The organism is Streptomyces sp. NBC_00775, from assembly GCF_036347135.1.
In the GTDB taxonomy this organism is placed as follows: Bacteria; Actinomycetota; Actinomycetes; order Streptomycetales; family Streptomycetaceae; genus Streptomyces; species Streptomyces lutosisoli.
This window is the reverse complement of sequence record NZ_CP108938.1, coordinates 7,087,815-7,106,294: the sequence shown is the minus strand read 5'-3', so window position 1 is coordinate 7,106,294 and position 18,480 is coordinate 7,087,815. Positions and strand designations below refer to the sequence as shown.

Below are 18,480 nucleotides of genomic sequence, written 5' to 3'. Positions count from 1 at the left end.
GGTGCAGGTTCCGCTCACCAAGTGCCGTGTCGTCGACCTGATGCGGGTCGCGCGCACGCTGTGTTGCTGACGCCGGTCATCGCCGCGTCGCCCCTTCCTTGCTGACGATCGCTCGGCCGTCGACGCACTGACGATCACCCGGATTTCTTCGCCGCGCCTCAGGCGTGTGCCTTCCTCTGCGCGCCTTTCCTTCCTGGCTCCGCCCTGCCCGGAATTCCGCGCGCATTCCCGTCACTTGGAACCCCGGAGTCCTCCCATGCCACCACTGTCCCCCTCCGCGTCCCGCGTCGACCGGCGGCTGTTCCTGTCCTCCCTGCTCGGTGCCGCCGCCGCTGCGGGACTGAGCGGCTGCGCCGGTGCCAGCAGCGCCGCGGACACCCGGTCCAAGGGAGCCGCGTCCGCCCCGCTGTCCGCCAAGGTCCCGTCGGGCACCAAGCTCAAGATCGCCTCGTACCTGGGCCAGCAGCAGCTCCAGCTCAAACTGGCGGGTCTGAGCGAGCTGCCGTTCACGGTCTCCAGCTGGGTGAACATCGGCGCCGGTCCCGATGTCATCAACGCCTTCCGCGCCAAGTCCCTGGACGTCGCCAACAACGCGGGCATCCCGCCGATCCAGGCGCACTATCAGGGGTACGACGCGAAGATCGTCGCGATCAACATCACTCGTAAGCCCAACTACCTCTTCGCCACCAAGCCCGGCAGCGACATCCAGGACGTCCAGGGCTTCAAGGGCAAGAAACTGGCCTTCTCGCAGGGGCAGGCGCAGGGGGTCGTACTGCTGCGTGCCCTGAAGAAGGCCGGGATCACGTACGACGACGTCGACCTGGTGCCGCTGACCAGCAACCAGTTCCTCACCGCGCTCCAGGCCGGGCAGGTGGACATCGCCCCGCTCGCCAACAACCAGTCGCCGGCCTACCTCAAGCAGTACGGGTCCAAGGGCGCGCACACCATCACCACTGACGTCGTGGACCTCCTCAACCTGCTGTGGGCGCCCACCTCCGTGCTGGCCGACTCCGCGAAGGCGGCGGCCGTCGCCGCGTACATCCCGCGCTGGGCGAAGGGCCAGGTGTGGGCGTACGAGCACCCCGACGCCTGGAACGAGGAGTTCTACGTCAAGACGCAGAACCTCACTCTCGCGCAGGCCCAGTCGATCACCGAGCTCGCCAACAAGCCGCTCTTCCCGCCGAGTTGGGCGGAGGCCGTGAAGTGGGAGCAGGAGACCGCCGACCTGTTGGCGGAGGGCGGCTTCGTGAAGGAGTTCAAGGTCGGCTCGCTCTTCGACCACCGCTTCGAGGGCATCGCGGCGAAGGCCGTGCCGGCGGAGTACCGCAGGTGACCGCCGTGAGCACGACCGCCGCCGTCGCTTCCGTCGCCGCTTCGGAGGAACTCCCCCAGGTCCGCAGGCGCCGCCGGCTCTCCCCCGGCAAACGGCTGCCCGCCTCCCGGCTCGTCGGCCCGGTCCTCTTCCTCGCCCTGTGGGCCGCCGCCTCCGCCGCCGGCCGGCTCGACCCGGCGGCGATCCCGGCGCCCTGGACGGTGGTGAAGACCGCCGGTCACCTGTGGACCGACGGCACGCTGCCGACCGATGTCCTGACCTCGCTCCAGCGGGCCGCGACCGGGTTCGCGATCGGGCTGACCGCGGGAGTCGTCCTCGCGCTCGCCTCCGGGCTCAGCCGGTTCGGCGAGGCGCTGATCGACGGGACGGTGCAGCTCAACCGGTCCATCCCGCCGCTCGGTCTGATCCCGCTGTTCATCCTCTGGCTGGGCATCGGCGAGACCTTCAAGATCGCGATCATCGCCATCGTCGTCTACATCCCGATCTACCTCAACACACACGCCGCACTGTCCGGCATCGACCACCGCTACGTCGAACTCGCCGAGGTCCAGGGCCTGTCGAGGTTCGCCTTCGTCCGGCAGATCGTCATCCCCGGCGCCCTGCCCGGCTTCTTCGTCGGCCTGCGCCTCGGGGTGACCGGCTCCTGGCTGGGCCTGATCGTCCTGGAGCAGATCAACGCCACCAGCGGACTCGGCTACATGATGTTCCAGGCCCAGAACTACGGCCAGAGCGACGTCATCCTCGTCGGCCTGGTCGTCTACGGCATCTTCGGTCTGACCTCCGACAGCGCGGTCCGTCTCATCGAACGGAGGGTGCTGTCGTGGCGACGCACACTGAGCAACTGACCCCCCTGCGCACCGAGCCCACCGTCCAACTCCGGGGCCTGACCCGCTCATTCGACGGCCGTACGGTCCTCGACGGCATCGACCTCGACCTCCCCGCGGGCCAGTTCACGGCCCTGCTCGGGCACAGCGGCTCCGGCAAGAGCACCCTGCTGCGCGCCATCGCCGGGCTCGACCACAGCGTCACCGGAAGCGGACAGCTCTCCGCGCCGGAACGGGTGTCCGTCGTCTTCCAGGACTCCCGACTGCTGCCCTGGCGACGCGTCCTCGACAACGTCCTGCTCGGCACGGACGGCAGGGAAGCGGAACGGAAGGGCCGCTCCGCCCTCGCCGAGGTGGGTCTCGCGGGCCGCGAGCGGGCCTGGCCCAACGAGCTGTCCGGCGGCGAGGCGCAGCGTGCCGCGCTGGCCCGTTCGCTCGTACGGGAGCCCGAACTGCTCCTGGCCGACGAGCCGTTCGGCGCACTGGACGCGCTCACCCGGATCCGGATGCATGTCCTGCTGCGCGAGCTGTGGGAGCGGCACCGGCCCTCCGTCCTGCTCGTCACGCACGACGTGGACGAGGCGATCGTGCTCGCCGACCGGGTGCTCGTGCTCGACCAGGGGCGTATCGGCCTCGACCTGACCATCGAACCCCCGCATCCGCGCTCGTATCGCGACCCCCTGCTCGGCGAGTACCGCGAACGGCTGCTCGCCGCCCTGGGCGTCACGGAGGACCACAAGTGACCATCACACGCCAACTCCACCTCAACGCCTTTCTGATGAACACCGGCCACCACGAGGCTTCTTGGCGCCTGCCCGAGAGCGACCCGCACGCGCATGTCGAGCTGGCGCACTACGTCCACCTCGCCCGTATCGCCGAACGCGGCACCTTCGACTCGCTCTTCCTCGCCGACGGCCCGCAGCTGTGGGGCAACCTCGCCCAGCGCCCCGCCGGCGCCCTGGAACCGCTCACCCTGCTCACCGCCCTGGCGACGGCCACCGAGCACATCGGCCTGATCGCCACGGCCTCCACCTCCTACAACTCCCCCTACAACCTGGCCCGCAAGTTCGCCTCGCTCGACATCATCAGTGGCGGCCGGGCGGGCTGGAACATCGTCACCACCGCGGGTGCCGAGGCCGCGCGCAACTTCGGCCTCGCCGAAGAGCCCGCACACGCCGACCGCTACGCCCGCGCCGCCGAGTTCCTGGACGTCTCGCTCAAGCTCTGGGACAGCTGGGAGGACGACGCGATCGTCGCCGACAAGGCGGCCGGCGTGTGGGGCGACGACACCAAGATCCACCCACCGCGACACCAGGGGACGTACTTCAGTGTCGAGGGAGCGCTCAACGTGCCGCGCTCGCCCCAGGGTTACCCGCTGCTCGTGCAGGCGGGGTCGAGCGAGGACGGCAAGGCGTTCGCGGCCCGGTACGCGGAAGCGGTGTTCACCGCGCAGCAGACCCTTGCAGACGCGCAGGCCTTCTACGCGGACCTCAAGTCCCGTACGGCGGCGGCCGGTCGGGACCCCGAGCACATCAAGGTGCTGCCCGGCATCGTCCCGGTGATCGGCTCGACGGAGGCCGAGGCGCGGGCGAACGAGCAGGTGCTGGAGGACCACATCGTCCACGAGCACGGACTCAGAAATCTCCAACGCCTGCTGCAACTTGAGCCCGGAACCCTGGAGTTGGACGCCCAGCTCCCCGCCGACCTGCCGCCCGAGGACGCCATCGAGGGCGCCAAGAGCCGCTACACGCTCATCGTCGAACTCGCCCGGCGCGAGCGCCTCACCGCAAGACAGCTGATCGGGCGGCTCGGCGGCGGACGCGGCCACCTGACCTTCGCCGGCACGCCCGAGCAGGTCGCCGACGCGATCGAGGAGTGGTTCCTGCTGGGTGCCGCCGACGGCTTCAACATCATGCCCGCCGTGCTGCCCTCCGGCCTCGACCTCTTCGTCGACCACGTCGTGCCGATCCTGCGCGCCCGCGGCCTGCTGCGTCAGGAGTACGGGCCCCGGCAGACCCTGCGGGAGCGGTACGGCCTCCCGCGCCCCGCCAACCAGCACGCGTCCGCCCTCGTCTGATCCTCCGCCCCGAAAGGACCCGTCCCACATGGCTGACATCGAGATCCACAAGGTCACCGGCACCATCGGCGCCCGGATATCCGGGGTCGACATCGCCAAGCCCCTCGACGACGACACCGTCGCCGCCCTGCGCGCCGCCCTCAACGAGCACAAGGCCCTGGTCTTCGACGACGTCGACCTGGACGACGAGGGCCAGCAGGCCTTCGCCCGCCACTTCGGCGACCTCACCACCGCCCATCCCACCGTGCCCGCCGTGGCCGACGCCCCGAACGTGCTGCCCGTCGACAGCGAGCGCGGCCGCGCCAACCACTGGCACACCGACGTCACCTTCGTCCTCAATCCGCCGCAGGCCAGCACCCTGCGCAGCATCACCGTCCCGCCGTACGGCGGCGAGACCCTGATCGCCAACTCGGCGGCCGCCTACCGCGACCTGCCCGAACCCCTCCGACAGCTCGCGGACACGCTCTGGGCCGAGCACACCAACGACTACGACTACGCGGTGCCGGACGAGGGGGTCGACGAAGAACAGGCCGCGCAGCGCGCCCAGTTCACCTCCATCAAGTACCGCACCGCCCACCCGGTCGTCCGGGTCCACCCGCTGACCGGTGAACGGGGGCTGTTCATCGGCGGGTTCGCGCAGCGGATCGTCGGCCTGTCGGTGGGCGAGTCCCGCAAGATCCTCGACCTGCTCCAGGCGTACGTCACCCGGCCGGAGAACATCCTGCGCTGGCGCTGGTCCCCCAACCAGCTGGTCCTGTTCGACAACCGGATCACCCAGCACTACGCCATCGACAACTACGACGGGCAGCCGCGCCGCCTGCACCGCGTGACCGTCGCCGGTGACGTGCCGGTCGGGGTCGACGGCAAGGAGAGCCACTCGATCGCGGGAGACGCCTCGCACTACACGTCGGTCGCGTAGCACCCGCCTGCCGGTAAGCGGCCCCTTACGCTCCGTAGGACATGCGTCCGCATACTGGGCAGCCTCTCCCTCTCATCGGACAGGCTGCCCAGACTGTGGGCGTTTTTGCCCGCTCGCACGTAAGGGACCACCCGCTCTCATGTCCCGCACCACCCTCGACGCCCCGCCCGGTACCCCCGACGCGGACGCCTCCCTCTCCCCCGGCCTGAAGCACGGCCTGAAGCAGCGCCACCTCTCGATGATCGCCCTCGGCGGTGTGATCGGCGCGGGCCTGTTCGTCGGATCCGGGGCCGGTATCGCCGCCGCCGGGCCCTCCATCGTCATCGCGTACGCCGTCTCCGGTCTGCTCGTCATGCTGGTGATGCGGATGCTCGGCGAGATGTCGGCCGCGTATCCGTCGTCCGGTTCCTTCTCCGCGCACGCGGAGCGGGCGATCGGACCCTGGGCCGGCTTCACCTCGGGCTGGTCCTTCTGGGTGCTGCTGTGCACGGCCGTCGGGCTTGAGGGCATCGGCGCCGCGAAGATCGTCACCGGCTGGCTGCCGGGCACGCCCGAGTGGGCGTGGGTGGCGCTGTTCATGGTCGTCTTCTGCGTCGCCAATCTGGCCGCCGTGAAGAACTTCGGCGAGTTCGAGTTCTGGTTCGCGGCCCTGAAGGTCGGCGCGATCAGCCTGTTCCTGGTCCTTGGCGTGCTGGCCATCACGGGCGTGCTGCCGGGCACGGACTCCCCGGGCGCCGCCAACCTCACCGGCGAGGGGGGCTTCCTGCCGAACGGCAGCGAGGGCCTGGTCATCGGCCTGCTCGCGTCGGTGTTCGCGTACGGCGGCCTGGAGACGGTGACGATCGCGGCGGCCGAGTCGGAGAATCCGGTCAAGGGCGTGGCCAGTGCGGTCCGTACGGCGATGTGGCGCATCGCGCTCTTCTACATCGGCTCGATGGCGGTCATCGTCACCCTCGTCCCGTGGGACTCCAAGGCGGTCGTCGAGAAGGGCCCGTACGTCGCCGCCCTCGGCCACCTGGGCATCCCCGGCGCCGGCCAGCTGATGAACGTGGTCGTCCTGGTCGCACTGCTGTCGGCGATGAACGCCAACATCTACGGCTCCTCGCGCATCGCCTACTCGCTGGTGGAGCGCGGCCAGGGCCCGAAGGCACTGGGCAAGGTCTCCGCCGGCGTCCCGCGCGTGGCCGTCCTCGCCTCCTGCGTCTTCGGCTTCGTGTGCGTCGTGCTCAGCTACTGGCGTCCCGACGACGTCTTCCCCTGGCTGCTCAACATGATCGGCGCGGTGATCCTGGTCGTCTGGATGTTCATCGCGGTCTCGCAGCTGCGGATGCGCCGCCGGGTGGAGCGGGAGGCGCCGGACAAGCTGGTCGTACGGATGTGGCTGTTCCCGGTGCTGACGTGGGTCGCCCTCGCGGGCATGGTGGCAATCTTCGTCCTGATGGCGCGGGAGCCGGACACCCGGGTGCAGCTGTACTCGACGGGCGGCATGACGCTGTTCCTGGCCGCGGTCGGCTACGCCTGGCAGAAGGCGCGCGCCCGCGCCTGACCCGTATCGCTGAAGGGCCCTCGCGCGGAGGACGGTTTCGCGCGAGGGCCCTTTCGCGTGCCCAGGGGCTCGCGCCCGTGATCAGCCCCGAGATCATCGAGCTGCACCACGACAAGCACCACGCGGCCTATGTGAAGGGTGCCAACGACACGTTGGAACAGCTCGCGGAAGCGCGGGACAAGGAGTCGTGGGGCTCGGTCAACGGCCTGGAGGAGAACCTGGCCTTCCACCTCTCGGGCCACATCCTGCACTCCGTCTACTGGCACAACATGCCCGGCGACGGCGGCGGCGAGCCGCTGGCCGCGGACGGCGTGGGCGACCTCGCGGACGCCCTCACCGAGTCCTTCGGCTCCTTCGCCGGGTTCAAGGCCCAGCTGACCAAGGCCTCCGCGACCACGCAGGGTCCGGGTGGGGCGTCCTCGCGTACGAGCCGCTGAACGGCGGCCAAGTCCCGCGCGGACGTGTTGCTGCCGGCCCCCTGAGGCATGTATGAAGCGTCCTGCTCGTGATCGTCTTCTCACCCTTCACGTGGCAGGCGGATGAAGAGGAAGGCCTCTGCGAGGATGTGACTCGTGGGGGCCTTCCTTGTGGAGACCTGCTACCTGACCAGCCTTGCGAGGAGTGTGGTGAGGTCGGCCACGAACTGGAGCCAGGGGCGGGCCCGCTCGGCCCCCCGTCCGATCCTGCGTGCCAGCCCCGCCCGCCTGTTCTCCCGCTGCCGGAGCACTTTGTCCCGCACCCGCTCTAAGGCCTTGATCCGCCGTGGTCCCGTACGCCTACGTCGCCTCATGGCGAGACGCTAGCCGGGTGGGGCGCGGGGGCGCAGGCACCGGGATCGACAAAGCGGTTCGGCGGTTATTGGGGGTAACGCTGAACTCATCAACCGGAGTTGTCGTCCACCGATCGGTGGACGACAAGTTCAACCGAGCACCCGTGTCCGTCAACTGCCCTGTTCAACCAGGCTTTTGGGCATGAACTCATTCACTGTGCGTGCGGCGCGCTGGAGCGCTCGGCACCCTTGGCGGGCCATCCTCGGCTGGCTGGTGTTCGTGGTGCTGTGCCTGGGGATCGGCAGTGCCGTCGGCGTCAACAGCGCCAAGACGGCGGACTACCGGGTCGGCGAGGCCGGCCGCGCGGAGGCCATGGCTGCCGAGGGGCATCTGGAACGCCTGTCCACCGAGCAGGTGCTGATCTCCGCCCGGTCCGGCGGCCTCGACCGGTCTGCAGCCGAGGCCGCCGCGAAGGATCTCACCGCCCGGATGAGGCGGCTGCCCGAGGTCGCGGGCGTGGCCGCACCACTGCTGTCCGAGAACCACGACATCCTCATGGTCGAGGTGTCCATCAAGGGCGAGGAGCGGGACGCCGACGCCAAGGTCGACGCGCTCGTCGCGCAGACCAGGGCCGCCCAGAAGGCGCACCCGCGGCTGCTGCTCCAGGAGACCGGAAGTCCATCCACCAGCAAGGGAGTCGACGATCAACGCGACAGCGATCTCGCGCTCTCCGAGAAGATCACCCTGCCGGTCACGCTGCTGACCCTGCTGTTCGTCTTCGGCTCGCTCACCATGGCCGCCGTGCCGCTGCTGCTCGCGCTGTCGTCGATCGCGGCGGCCGTCGGGCTCTCGATGGTGGCCTCGCATCTCTCCCCCGACACCGGGGTCGGCACGAACGTCATCCTGATGATCGGCCTCGCGGTCGGCGTCGACTACACGCTCTTCTACCTCAAGCGGGAACGCGAGGAGCGGGCCCGCTCCGGTGGCCGGCTGAGCTCCGAGGCGCTGGTGGAGCTGGCCGCGGCGACCTCGGGCCGCGCGGTCGTGGTCTCCGGGTTCGCGGTCGTGGCCTCCACGGCGACGCTGTATCTGGCCTCGGACGTCATCTTCTCCTCGCTCGCCACCGGCACCATCGTGGTCGTCCTGGTCGCCGTGGCCAGCTCCCTGACGGCGCTGCCCGCGCTGCTCGTCCTCCTCGGAAAGCGGGCCGAACGCAGGGCCGCACGGCGGGCCGCGCGCGGAAAGCCCGTACGCCGTCGGGGCGGCGACGGCAGCGGCCGCCTGTGGGGCGCGCTGCTGCGGCCCGCGAGCCGTCATCCGCTCGCCACCCTCTGCGTCTCGGTCCTCGCGCTGCTCGCCCTCGTCACCCCGCTGGTGGGGCTGAAGATCACCGAGATGAGCCGGGACACGCACTCCCGGGAGATCCCCGCCATGCGGGTGTACGACCGGCTCAACGAGGCCTTCCCCGAGCAGCGGGTGACGCACGAGGTCGTCGTCCGCGCGGATGCCGCACGCTCCGCAGAGGTCACCGCCGCGCTGCACAAGTTGACCGAACTCACCGACGCCGACCGGCTGTTCGCCGGGGCGTCGCGGATCCGGACCTCCGCCGACCACCGCACCAGCGTGCTGGAGCTGAAGGTCCCCCATCTCGGCAACTCGGACGAGGCGTACGACTCCCTCGACCACCTCCGCGACGACTACCTGCCCGCCACGCTCGGCCGGATCGACGGTGCCGAGTACGGCGTCAGCGGTGACGTCGCCCGGTACGCCGACTATCCCGCCCACCAGAACAGCAAACTCCCGCTGGTTCTCGGCGCGTTGCTCCTGGTGACGTTCGCGATGACCGTGTTCGCGTTCCGTTCGGTGGTGCTCGGTCTGCTCGGTGTCGTCCTGAACCTGCTGTCCGCTGCGGCCGCGCTCGGGCTGCTCGTGCTCGTCTTCCAAGGGACTTGGGCCGAGGGCCTGTTGGACTTCCACTCCACCGGCTCGATCGGATCGCGCGTACCGCTCTTCCTCTTCGTGATCCTCTTCGGTCTCTCGATGGACTACCAGGTGTTCGTGGTGAGCCGGATCAGGGAGGCCGTGCTGGCGGGGGTGCCGACGCGGCAGGCGGTGCTCGACGGGATCCGCAGCTCGGCGAGCGTGGTGACCAGTGCCGCGGTGGTGATGACGACCGTCTTCACCAGCTTCGTCTTCCTGCACATCATCGAGATGAAGCAGATCGGCTTCGTGCTCGCGGCGGCGGTGCTGCTCGACGCGTTCATCATCCGGATCATGATCCTGCCGTCGGCGATGCTGCTGCTCGGGGAGGCGAGCTGGTGGCCTTCACGGGGAATGGGGCGGGCGACGATTCCCCGTCATGCGGCTCCCGAGATGCCGGTGGTCGACGTACGTTGATCACCATGACCGCTCTCGCCGGGCCCACCGCCGACACCTTCTGGGCCACGTCACTGCGCCGGTGGAACACCGTGTGCTGGGTGCTGTTCGCCGCGATGGCCGTCGGCCTGGTCGCGATGGACCCGCCCGGCGGGAGCCAGTACGGGGCACTCGCGCTGCTCGGCAGCGTGGTGCTCTCGTACGCGGTACTCGACCGCTTCCCGGAGAATCCGGTCATACGGCCGCACGTCTACCTGACCGTCCTCGTGCTCGCGCTCGGCGGCCTCGCGTATCTGCGCAGCAGCTATGCGGCGCTGTTCATGGTGACGCTGCCGCACTACTGGATGTTCGGGCGCACCCCGAGGGCCTCCATGGGGTTTCTCGGGCTCGCCACCGGCACCACACTGGTGGGGAGTTGGCTGCAGCAGGGCTGGTCGGCGGAGTTCTTCGGCGAGACGGCCGTGTCCACACTGATCGTCGTCGCCGTGGGCGTGCTGATCGGGCTGTGGGCGCACTCGGTGGTGGCGCAGAGCGCCGAACGGGCCCGGTTGATCGACGAGTTGGAGCAGGCCCAGGCCCAACTCTCCGAGGCGCACCAGCGGCAGGGCGCGGCGGACGAGCGGGAGCGGATGGCACGGGACATCCATGACACGCTCGCGCAGGGCTTCGCGTCCATCGTCGTCCTCGCCGAGGCCGCCCGGGCCGGGATCGCGGCCGATCCGGCGCGCAGTGCCCAGCAGCTGCGGTCGATCGAGTCCACGGCACGGGAAAACCTCGCCGAGGCCCGGGAGTTGGTGAGCGGCGCCCAGCAGCCGGGCCCCGGCGCCCGGGGCACGGCCGGTTCGGTGGTCGGGACCCTGCGCCGTACGCTCGACCGCTTCGCGGAGGACACCGGGCTCGCCGTCGACGCCGACCTCGCGGACCTCGACTGCGATCAGCAGACCAGGATCGCCCTGCTGCGCTGCACCCAGGAGTCCCTGGCCAACATACGCAAGCACGCCCGCGCCTCGACGGTCGGCGTGGTGCTGGCCCGGCAGCAGTACGGCGTGGAGCTGGAGATCACCGACGACGGGACCGGATTCGTGGTGCATGAGTCGACGGGCTTCGGGCTCGACGGGATGCGCAAACGGCTGGCGGAGCTGGGCGGGAGGCTCACGGTGACGAGTTCGGTGGGCGACGGGACACGCGTCCTCGCGGTGATCCCCGTCGAGGACACGGAGGGCACGGAGGCCGCGGAGAGCTCTGCGGGCGCGGAGAGCGGGGCGACGGCATGAGCGGAACGGCACTGCGCATCGTCGTCGTGGACGACCACACCGTGATGCGGGCCGGGGTCGTCGCCCTGCTCGCTGCCGAGGACAGCATCGAGATCGTCGGCGAGGCGGGCGACGGACGCGCCGCGCTCGATCTCGTCGAGCGGTACGACCCCGATCTCGCGCTCGTCGATCTGCGGATGCCCGTGCTCGACGGGGTCGCGACGACCGCCGAGATCGTCGCCCGGTATCCGCGCACCCGGGTGCTGATCCTGACCACGTACGACACCGACGCGGAGATCGAGCACGGGGTGGAGGCCGGCGCCATCGGGTATCTCCTCAAGGACACCACGCGCGAACAGCTGGTCGACGCCATCCACGCGGCGGCGCGCGGCGAGACGGTGCTGGCGCCCCGGGTCGCCGCGAAGCTGGTCGCCCGGATGCGGCAGCCCGCCCCGGTGCCGCTCACCGCCCGCGAGGTGGACGTCCTGAACGCCGTCGCCGACGGTCTGACGAACGCCGAGATCGGGCGCCGCCTCGTCATCGCGGAGGCCACGGTGAAGACGCATCTGCTGCGCCTGTTCGCCAAGCTCGATGTGAACGACCGGACGCGGGCGGTGGTGGTGGCGATGGAGCAGGGGTTGCTGCGGAGGCCCTGAACTCCCCTACTCGCACGGCACGTTCAGCGACAGCAGAGCGACCTCCCGGTCCGTGACGCACAGTTCGCTGACCGCCGCGTTGCGCAGTCGCGGGAAGACGCGGCGGTACTCGCCGAGCGGGATGGAGAGGAAGGAGCACAGCACCAGACGGAGGAGGGTGTTGTGAGCGACGACCAGGACGCGTTCGCCGGAGTGGGCGGCGGCGATGCGGTGCAGGGCGTGCGCGCCGCGGGCGGCGGCGGTGCGGGGGTCCTCCGCCTCCGGGAAGGGGTACGACACCGGGTCGGCCCGGAACGCCTTCGCGCGCGCCGGGTTCTCCGCCTCGAACTCGGCGAGGGTACGGCCCTCGACGACCCCGAAGTCGCATTCGCGCAGGGCGGGTTCGCGGTGCGGGGTGAGGCCGAGGGCGCGGCAGGCGGGGTCTGCGGTGGCGATGGCGCGGGAGACGGTCGACGTCCAGATCGCGTCCACCGGGTGCGCGGCGGCCCAGCGGCCGAGGGCCTCCGCCTGGGCGCGGCCCTCGTCGGTGAGCGGGACGTCACTGATGCCGGCGTAGCGGTTCTCGGCGTGCCAGACGGTCTGCCCGTGCCGGGCCAGGAGCAGGGTCGTACTGCGGCTCGTAGTACTCATGAGCCCGCAGTATCCAGGTCCAGCCGGGCCCGCGCGTGCCCCGCGACGGAAGCGGGCAGCCAGCCGCGCGCCTCCAGCTCGTCGAGCAGCCGGGCGTAGGGGTCGGCGAAGGCCGCCGTGCGGGCGGGGCGCGGTTGAAGGACCGTACGGACGTGGACCATGCGGTCGGCGGCGTCCGCGAGGGTGGGGGCGGCCCCCATGCCGTACGCCGCCAACGCGGCCATGCCCAGGGCGGGTTCGGTCTGTTCGGGGACGCGGGCGGGGCGGCCGAGGATGTCGGCGCGGAGCTGGTTCCAGTACGGGCTGCGGGCGGCGCCGCCGGTGAAGGTGAGCGGGCCGTCGAGGGGGGCGCCGAGATGGTGCAGGTAGTCGAGACAGAGACGTTCGGTGAGGGCGACGCCCTGGAGGAGCGCGGCCCACAGGCCGGCGTCGGAGGCGGGTTCGCCGAGGACGAAGGCGGTGGCGTCCGGGGCGAGGAAGGGAAAGCGTTCGCCGGGTGAGGTGAGGGGGTAGGCGAGGACGGACGCGGGCTCGAAGGCCTGGGCGGCCTGGTCCATCGCGGCGGGCGAGGCGTCCGGGAAGTACGCGGCCAGCGCGCCCGCGCCGACGCTCGACGCGCCGCCCGGCAGCCAACTCCCGTCCGGTGCACGATGGTTGTAGACCACGCCGGACGGGTCCCGCACCGGCTGCGACGCGGCGCCTTTGAGCACGAGCGTCGTCCCCAGCACCGAGTTCCAGGAGCCCTCGCGCAGGGCGCCCGAGGCGATCTGGGCCGCGCAGCCGTCGGTCATCCCGGCGACGACCGGGGTTCCGACGGGGATGCCGGTCTCCTCGGCGGCGGCCGCGCAGACCTCGCCGAGCCGGGTTCCGGGCCGTACGACCTCGGGCAACAGGCCGTCAGGGAGGCCGAGTTCGGCGAACGCCGGGAACGGCCAGGTGTCGTGCTCCAGGTCGTAGGCGGTCTTGAGGGCGTGGCTGGAATCGGTGGGCACCGGATGCCCGGTGAGGCGGGTGACGATGACGTCGGGCTGGTGGGCCAGGCGGACCTCCTGAAGACGGCCGTTCTCGCGGGCCCGCCCGGCGCCGTCGTGTGCGCGGAGCAGCCAGAGCGCCTTCGGCAGCCCCCAGCCGTTCTGTACCAGGAGCCCCGCCGCGCGGGCGCGCGCCGCCTCGGCCGCCGCGCGCCCGTCGTCGTACATGAGGGCGGGGCCGACCGGCCGGCCCGAACCGTCGGTGAGCAGCACGGTTCCGGAGGTGGCGCACACCGCGAGCCCGCCGATCCGGACGCGGTCGAGTGAGCGCAGGGCCGCCCGGGACGCCGTGCCCACCGCGTCCCACCAGTCCCCCGCGTCCTGCTCGTGGCGCGGGCCCGCCCGCCGCCCGGTGAGGGGCGCCGATCCGCTGCCGAGCACGCGTCCGTCGCCGGTGACGGCCAGGGCACGGACGCTCTGCGTGCCCAGGTCGATCCCCAGCCACGCCGTCCCGTCGTCCGCCATCCCGGCCCCCTGCCTCTTTGGCTCTTCGACTCTTCGGCTCTTCGGCCCTTGACTCTTCGGCTCATCGCGACTCGGACTGTGAACTTCTCACTCTGCCCTGAGATTTTCCCCTGCGCGAGGGATTGACGGTCAACCCTCGCCGTTACACCCTCTGTTAACGAGTCGACTCACCGTGTTAACCCGGACCGGACCCAACCGTTGTGGAGGTCACGGATGGACATGCACGTGCACGACCGCCGGCGCTTCCTCGCGCTGGCCGCCGCGGCCGCCTCGGCCCCGCTGCTGACCGCCTGCGGCGCCGGGTTCGGCGGGGACGACAAGAAGAACGACGGGTCGGCCGCCGCCGACGTCACCGGATCCTTCGACTGGAAGCGCGAGAAGGGCAGGACCGTCAAGGCGCTGCTGAACAAGCACCCCTACACGGACGCCCTGATAGCCGACCTCAAGACGTTCACCGAGAAGACCGGCATCAAGGTCGAGTACGACGTCTTCCCCGAGGACAACTACTTCGACAAGCTCACCGTCGACCTGTCCAGCGGACGCGCCTCCTACGACGTCTTCATGCTCGGCGCCTACATGGTGTGGCAGTACGGGCCGCCGGGCTGGCTGGAGGACCTCGGGCCGTGGATGCGCAACTCCTCGGCCACCGGCGACGAATGGGACCAGGCCGACTTCTTCCCCAACCTCCTCCAGGCCGACCAGTGGTCGCTGAAGGCGGGCGCGCCGCTCGGCCAGGGCGGGCAGTACGCGCTGCCGTGGGGCTGGGAGACGAACGTCGTCGCGTACAACACGGAGGTCTTCAACAAGCTCGGGCTGAAACCGGCGGAGAGCTTCGACGAGTTACGCGAGCTCGCCGGTGTCATCAAGCGCAAGGCGCCGGGCGCCGGATTCGACGGGATGTACGGCATCGCGGTGCGCGGCTCGCGCAGCTGGGCGACCATCCACCCCGGCTTCATGACGATGTACGCGCGCAACGGACTGCACGACTTCACCGTCACCGGCGGCAAGCTCAAGCCCGCCATGAACACCCCGGAGGCCATCGCCTTCACCCAGGACTGGGCGGGCATGGTCAAGCAGGGCGGCCCGCCGTCGTGGACGTCGTACACCTGGTACCAGTGCTCCAGCGACCTCGGCGCGAAGAAGGCCGGGATGCTCTTCGACGCGGACACGGCGGCCTACTTCCAGGCCGTGCAGGGGGCGAGTCCCGCCTCCGGGAAGATCGCCTTCCATCCGGGGCCGAAGGGGCCCGACGGGTCGCTCGCCACCAACATGTGGATCTGGTCGCTGGGCATGAACGCCCGGAGCAAGAAGAAGTCCGCAGCCTGGCTGTTCCTCCAGTGGGCCACCGGCAAGGAGCATCTGCGCAAGGGTGCGATCACGTACAACCACATCGACCCGGTCAGGAAGTCGATCAGCCAGGACGGCGCGTACAAGGACAAGATGAAGCACCTCGAAGGCTTCATCGACACCTTCGAGACGGTCGTCGACCAGACGAAGATCCAGTTCACTCCGCAGGAGCAGTTCTTCGACGCGACGACGAGCTGGGCGGCCGCGCTCCAGGAGATCTACGGCGGCAAGAACGCGAAGTCCGTGCTCAACGGCCTCGCGAGTGACCTTGCCTCCAAGGTGAGTTGAGCCCTGATGGCGGAGACGACCTCGTTCACGGAGACCGACCACGGGGCGGCCTCACGCGAGGAAGGTGCACGGCAGGTGCGGGCCGTTCCGCGCTGGCGGCGCGGACTGCGCCCGTACCTGCTGATCGTGCCCGCCCTGCTGCTCACCGGCGGGATCCTGTACCCCTTCGGGCTCGGCCTCTACTACACGCTGTTCGACTTCTCGGCGAGCAAGCCGCGGCCGGACATGGTGGGCTTCGACAACTACCGGACCGTGTTCACGCAGGACGCCTTCTGGAACTCGGCCTGGGTGACCGTGCTGTACGCGGTGGGAGCCGCCGCCTTCGAGACCGTCCTCGGGGTGGCCGTGGCCCTGCTGCTGCACCGGTCGTCGATCGTCGGGCGGGTACTGGAGAAGATCCTCATCCTGCCGCTGATGATCGCGCCCGTGATCGCCGCGATCATCTGGAAACTGATGCTCCAGCCGTCCGTGGGCGTGATCAACCATCTGCTGAAACCCTTCGGCCTGGGGGGAGTTCAGTGGACGGACACCCCGACGGGCGCCCTGCTGTCGTCGATCGCCGTGGACGTCTGGGTCTACACCCCGTTCGTGGCGATCCTCGCCCTGGCCGGTCTGCGGTCGCTGCCGACCTCCCCCTTCGAGGCAGCGGCCGTGGACGGCGCGGGCTGGTGGTACACCTTCCGGCGGCTCACGCTGCCGATGCTGTGGCCGTATGTGCTGGTCGCGGTGATCTTCCGGTTCATGGACTCGCTGAAGGTGTTCGACATCATCTACGCCCTCACCGAGGGCGGGCCCGGCGATTCCACGGTGGTGCTGCAGATCCGCGCCTATCTGGAGGCGATCCGCTTCCAGCGCTACTCGTTCGGGATCAGCTACACGATCGTGCTGTGGGCTGTGGTCTATCTGGCCGCGATGGTGCTGGTGCGCCATCTGGGCCGGATCCAGAACCGGGCGGCGGAGGTGCCCAAGTGAGGCGTAAACAACGGCTGTTGGGGTGGCTGGCGGACGGCGCCCTCATCCTCTACTTCGTCTTCGCGCTCTTCCCCGTCGCCTGGATGGTGATCCTCTCCCTGAAGCCCGCGAACCAGCTGTTCAGCACCTATTTCTCCTTCACCCCGACCCTCGACGGGTACCGGACGGTGCTCGGCGACAGCGAGGGCATCCCGTTCGTCCGCTTCTTCGTCAACAGCCTGGTCGTGTCGCTGGGCGCGGTGGCGCTCTCGCTCGTGGTCGGCCTTCCGGCGGCGTACGCGTCGGCGCGCTGGCGGTTCAAGGGCTCCGAGAACCTGATGTTCACGCTGCTGTCGTTCCGCTTCGCGCCCGAACTGACCGTGATCATCCCGCTGTTCGTGCTCTACCAGAAGCTGGGCCTCTTCGACACCTACGTCGGCATGGTGTGGGTGCTGCAACTCGTCACCCTGCCGCTGATCGTGTGGATCATGCGGTCGTACTTCGCCGATCTGACCCCGGAGCTGGAGCAGGCGGCGCTGCTGGACGGCTACACCCGCAAGCAGGCGTTCTTCAAGGTCGCGCTGCCGCTGGTCAAGCCCGGGATCGCGGCCGTGTCGCTGCTCGCCTTCATCTTCGCCTGGAACAACTTCGTCTTCCCTCTCATCCTCACCTCCTCGCGGGCCCAGACCGTGACCGTGGGCGCACTGTCCTTCCTCGGCGGCGACCGGCCCAAGTACAACCTGACGGCCGCCGCCGCGCTCGTCTCCGTCGTACCGCCGCTGCTGCTCGCGCTGACGATCCAGCGGTATCTGGTGCGGGGGCTGTCCTTCGGCGCGGTCAAGTCATGAGCACCGGCGTCAGCACCCGCCTGGGGCCGGCGGCGATCGCTCTGCGCGGGATCCACAAGACGTACGGGAAGAACGCCGCGCTCGACGGGCTCGAACTGGAGGTGGCGGAGGGCGAGTTCTTCTGTCTGCTCGGCCCGTCGGGAGCCGGGAAGACCACCACCCTCAAGACCGTGGCGGGGCTCGAAGCGCCCGACTCCGGCACGGTCGAACTCGACGGCGCCGACATGGACGGCGTGGAGCCGTACGACCGGGGTGTGGCCATGTGCTTCGAGAGCTACGCCCTCTACCCGCACCGCTCGGCGTACGACAACCTCGCCTCCCCGCTGCGCTCGCCCCGGCACCGGCTGCCCGCCGCCGAGGCCCGCGACCGTATCGGCGCGATCGCCGAACTCCTCGGCATCAGCGGCCTGTTGGACCGCCCGGTCGGCCAGTTGTCGAACGGGCAGCGGCAGCGGATCGCGCTCGGCCGGGTCCTCGTCCGGCCCGCCCGCGCCTTCCTCCTCGACGAACCGCTCTCCCACCTGGACGCCAAACTCCGCCAGTCGATGCGCGCCGAACTCAAGGCCATCGGCGCCGTGCAGCACACCACCACGCTGTACGTCACCCATGACTCCGTCGAGGCGCTGGCACTCGGCGACCGGATCGGCGTCATCCGGGACGGCCGGATCGTCCAGACCGGGACCCGGGAGGAGATCTGGTACCGGCCGTACGACACGGAGGTGGCGCGGGCGTTCGGGCGGCCCCGGATCAACCTGCTGCCGGGGACGGTCACGGACGGCGGGGGTTTCCGCTCGGCGGACGGGGCGGTCGAGCTGCCGCTCGGCGCGGAGGCCGCCCCCGGCACCGAGGTGCTGGTCGGGATGCGTCCCCGGGACCTCGCGCTCCGGGGCGACGGCCATGAACTCATCGGCAGCGTCTACGTCACCGAGGTGCTCGGCCGGGCCGTCGAGGTCACCGTGCGCCTGGGCGGGCAGTACGTCTCGCTGGTCGCGCCGCGCGCCGACGCGACACACCTGCGTCCCGACGATCCGGTACGGCTGACCGTACGGCCTGAGAACCTGCTGCTGTTCGAGGCCGACCGGCCGGGGCGTCCAGGACGAGGGATCGGGAAGAGCGCGCGATGAGCAGCAGCACGAGCGGAAACACGAGCGGTAGCACAAGTGGTG

Annotated in this window: 15 protein-coding genes and 1 pseudogene; 14 read left to right on the top strand and 2 right to left on the bottom strand. The window is 70.2% G+C overall.

Features of this window, described 5'->3' with window-relative positions; genetic code table 11:
* Positions 1 to 256: 256 nt before the first annotated feature.
* From OIC96_RS31680 to OIC96_RS31635, 10 genes and pseudogenes are all read left to right on the top strand, one after another.
* Positions 257 to 1,333, top strand: coding sequence for an ABC transporter substrate-binding protein (locus OIC96_RS31680; protein ID WP_330304577.1), 1,077 nt, complete (start codon positions 257 to 259; stop codon positions 1,331 to 1,333).
* Positions 1,330 to 2,178, top strand: a complete 849-nt coding sequence (locus tag OIC96_RS31675; RefSeq protein WP_330304578.1) for an ABC transporter permease — start codon at positions 1,330 to 1,332, stop codon at positions 2,176 to 2,178. Before OIC96_RS31680 ends, OIC96_RS31675 begins: the two co-directional genes overlap by 4 nt.
* Positions 2,154 to 2,900 carry an ABC transporter ATP-binding protein gene (locus OIC96_RS31670; protein WP_330304579.1) on the top strand — a complete coding sequence of 249 codons (747 nt, stop codon included), beginning with the start codon at positions 2,154 to 2,156 and terminating at the stop codon, positions 2,898 to 2,900. Before OIC96_RS31675 ends, OIC96_RS31670 begins: the two co-directional genes overlap by 25 nt.
* Before the next feature lie 2 nt (positions 2,901 to 2,902).
* Positions 2,903 to 4,234, top strand: a complete 1,332-nt coding sequence (locus OIC96_RS31665; RefSeq protein ID WP_330310097.1) for an LLM class flavin-dependent oxidoreductase — start codon at positions 2,903 to 2,905, stop codon at positions 4,232 to 4,234.
* A 28-nt stretch (positions 4,235 to 4,262) separates the two neighbouring features.
* Positions 4,263 to 5,153, top strand: a complete 891-nt coding sequence (locus OIC96_RS31660; RefSeq protein WP_330304580.1) for a TauD/TfdA dioxygenase family protein — start codon at positions 4,263 to 4,265, stop codon at positions 5,151 to 5,153.
* Between the two features lie 139 nt (positions 5,154 to 5,292).
* Positions 5,293 to 6,699 carry an amino acid permease gene (locus tag OIC96_RS31655; protein WP_330304581.1) on the top strand — a complete coding sequence of 469 codons (1,407 nt, stop codon included), beginning with the start codon at positions 5,293 to 5,295 and terminating at the stop codon, positions 6,697 to 6,699.
* A 77-nt stretch (positions 6,700 to 6,776) separates the two neighbouring features.
* Positions 6,777 to 7,141, top strand: a pseudogene (locus OIC96_RS31650) (superoxide dismutase); the annotation flags it as partial.
* Between the two features lie 529 nt (positions 7,142 to 7,670).
* Positions 7,671 to 9,866 carry an MMPL family transporter gene (locus tag OIC96_RS31645; RefSeq protein ID WP_330304582.1) on the top strand — a complete coding sequence of 732 codons (2,196 nt, stop codon included), beginning with the start codon at positions 7,671 to 7,673 and terminating at the stop codon, positions 9,864 to 9,866.
* 5 nt (positions 9,867 to 9,871) lie between these two features.
* A complete protein-coding gene (locus tag OIC96_RS31640) occupies positions 9,872 to 11,119 on the top strand; it encodes a sensor histidine kinase (RefSeq protein ID WP_330304583.1) in 1,248 nt (415 codons plus the stop codon).
* A complete protein-coding gene (locus tag OIC96_RS31635) occupies positions 11,116 to 11,754 on the top strand; it encodes a response regulator transcription factor (protein ID WP_330304584.1) in 639 nt (212 codons plus the stop codon). Before OIC96_RS31640 ends, OIC96_RS31635 begins: the two co-directional genes overlap by 4 nt.
* Before the next feature lie 6 nt (positions 11,755 to 11,760).
* On the opposite strand, the gene OIC96_RS31630 is transcribed toward OIC96_RS31635, so the two are convergent.
* Entirely contained in the window at positions 11,761 to 12,384 is a 624-nt protein-coding gene (locus OIC96_RS31630; protein WP_330304585.1) for a histidine phosphatase family protein, read from the bottom strand.
* Positions 12,381 to 13,880: an FGGY-family carbohydrate kinase gene (locus OIC96_RS31625; RefSeq protein WP_330304586.1), complete on the bottom strand. Its 1,500-nt coding sequence runs from the start codon at positions 13,878 to 13,880 to the stop codon at positions 12,381 to 12,383. The genes OIC96_RS31630 and OIC96_RS31625 overlap by 4 nt, the downstream gene beginning before the upstream one ends.
* A gap of 213 nt (positions 13,881 to 14,093) precedes the next feature.
* On the opposite strand from OIC96_RS31625, the gene OIC96_RS31620 reads away from it, so the two are divergent.
* The 4 genes from OIC96_RS31620 to OIC96_RS31605 are packed head-to-tail and all read left to right on the top strand — an operon-like array spanning position 14,094 to position 18,438.
* The gene (locus OIC96_RS31620) at positions 14,094 to 15,515 is read left to right on the top strand and encodes an ABC transporter substrate-binding protein (protein WP_330304587.1); all 1,422 of its coding nucleotides are present in this window, start codon (positions 14,094 to 14,096) and stop codon (positions 15,513 to 15,515) included.
* A 6-nt stretch (positions 15,516 to 15,521) separates the two neighbouring features.
* Positions 15,522 to 16,487, top strand: coding sequence for a carbohydrate ABC transporter permease (locus OIC96_RS31615; protein ID WP_330304588.1), 966 nt, complete (start codon positions 15,522 to 15,524; stop codon positions 16,485 to 16,487).
* Complete coding sequence (locus tag OIC96_RS31610) at positions 16,484 to 17,314, top strand: carbohydrate ABC transporter permease (RefSeq protein WP_330304589.1); 831 nt, start codon at positions 16,484 to 16,486, stop codon at positions 17,312 to 17,314. The genes OIC96_RS31615 and OIC96_RS31610 overlap by 4 nt, the downstream gene beginning before the upstream one ends.
* The gene (locus OIC96_RS31605; RefSeq protein ID WP_330304590.1) at positions 17,311 to 18,438 is read left to right on the top strand and encodes an ABC transporter ATP-binding protein; all 1,128 of its coding nucleotides are present in this window, start codon (positions 17,311 to 17,313) and stop codon (positions 18,436 to 18,438) included. Before OIC96_RS31610 ends, OIC96_RS31605 begins: the two co-directional genes overlap by 4 nt.
* Positions 18,439 to 18,480 lie beyond the last annotated feature (42 nt).

Bases quoted from the DNA above. Each gene is read 5' to 3' on its own strand.
- OIC96_RS31680 (WP_330304577.1), top strand. From the start codon at position 257: ATGCCACCACTGTCCCCCTCCGCGTCCCGCGTCGACCGGCGGCTGTTC.
- OIC96_RS31660 (WP_330304580.1), top strand. From the start codon at position 4,263: ATGGCTGACATCGAGATCCACAAGGTCACCGGCACCATCGGCGCCCGG.
- OIC96_RS31655 (WP_330304581.1), top strand. From the start codon at position 5,293: ATGTCCCGCACCACCCTCGACGCCCCGCCCGGTACCCCCGACGCGGAC.
- OIC96_RS31645 (WP_330304582.1), top strand. From the start codon at position 7,671: ATGAACTCATTCACTGTGCGTGCGGCGCGCTGGAGCGCTCGGCACCCT.
- OIC96_RS31640 (WP_330304583.1), top strand. From the start codon at position 9,872: ATGACCGCTCTCGCCGGGCCCACCGCCGACACCTTCTGGGCCACGTCA.
- OIC96_RS31635 (WP_330304584.1), top strand. From the start codon at position 11,116: ATGAGCGGAACGGCACTGCGCATCGTCGTCGTGGACGACCACACCGTG.
- OIC96_RS31630 (WP_330304585.1), bottom strand. From the start codon at position 12,384: ATGAGTACTACGAGCCGCAGTACGACCCTGCTCCTGGCCCGGCACGGG.
- OIC96_RS31625 (WP_330304586.1), bottom strand. From the start codon at position 13,880: ATGGCGGACGACGGGACGGCGTGGCTGGGGATCGACCTGGGCACGCAG.
- OIC96_RS31620 (WP_330304587.1), top strand. From the start codon at position 14,094: ATGGACATGCACGTGCACGACCGCCGGCGCTTCCTCGCGCTGGCCGCC.
- OIC96_RS31615 (WP_330304588.1), top strand. From the start codon at position 15,522: ATGGCGGAGACGACCTCGTTCACGGAGACCGACCACGGGGCGGCCTCA.
- OIC96_RS31605 (WP_330304590.1), top strand. From the start codon at position 17,311: ATGAGCACCGGCGTCAGCACCCGCCTGGGGCCGGCGGCGATCGCTCTG.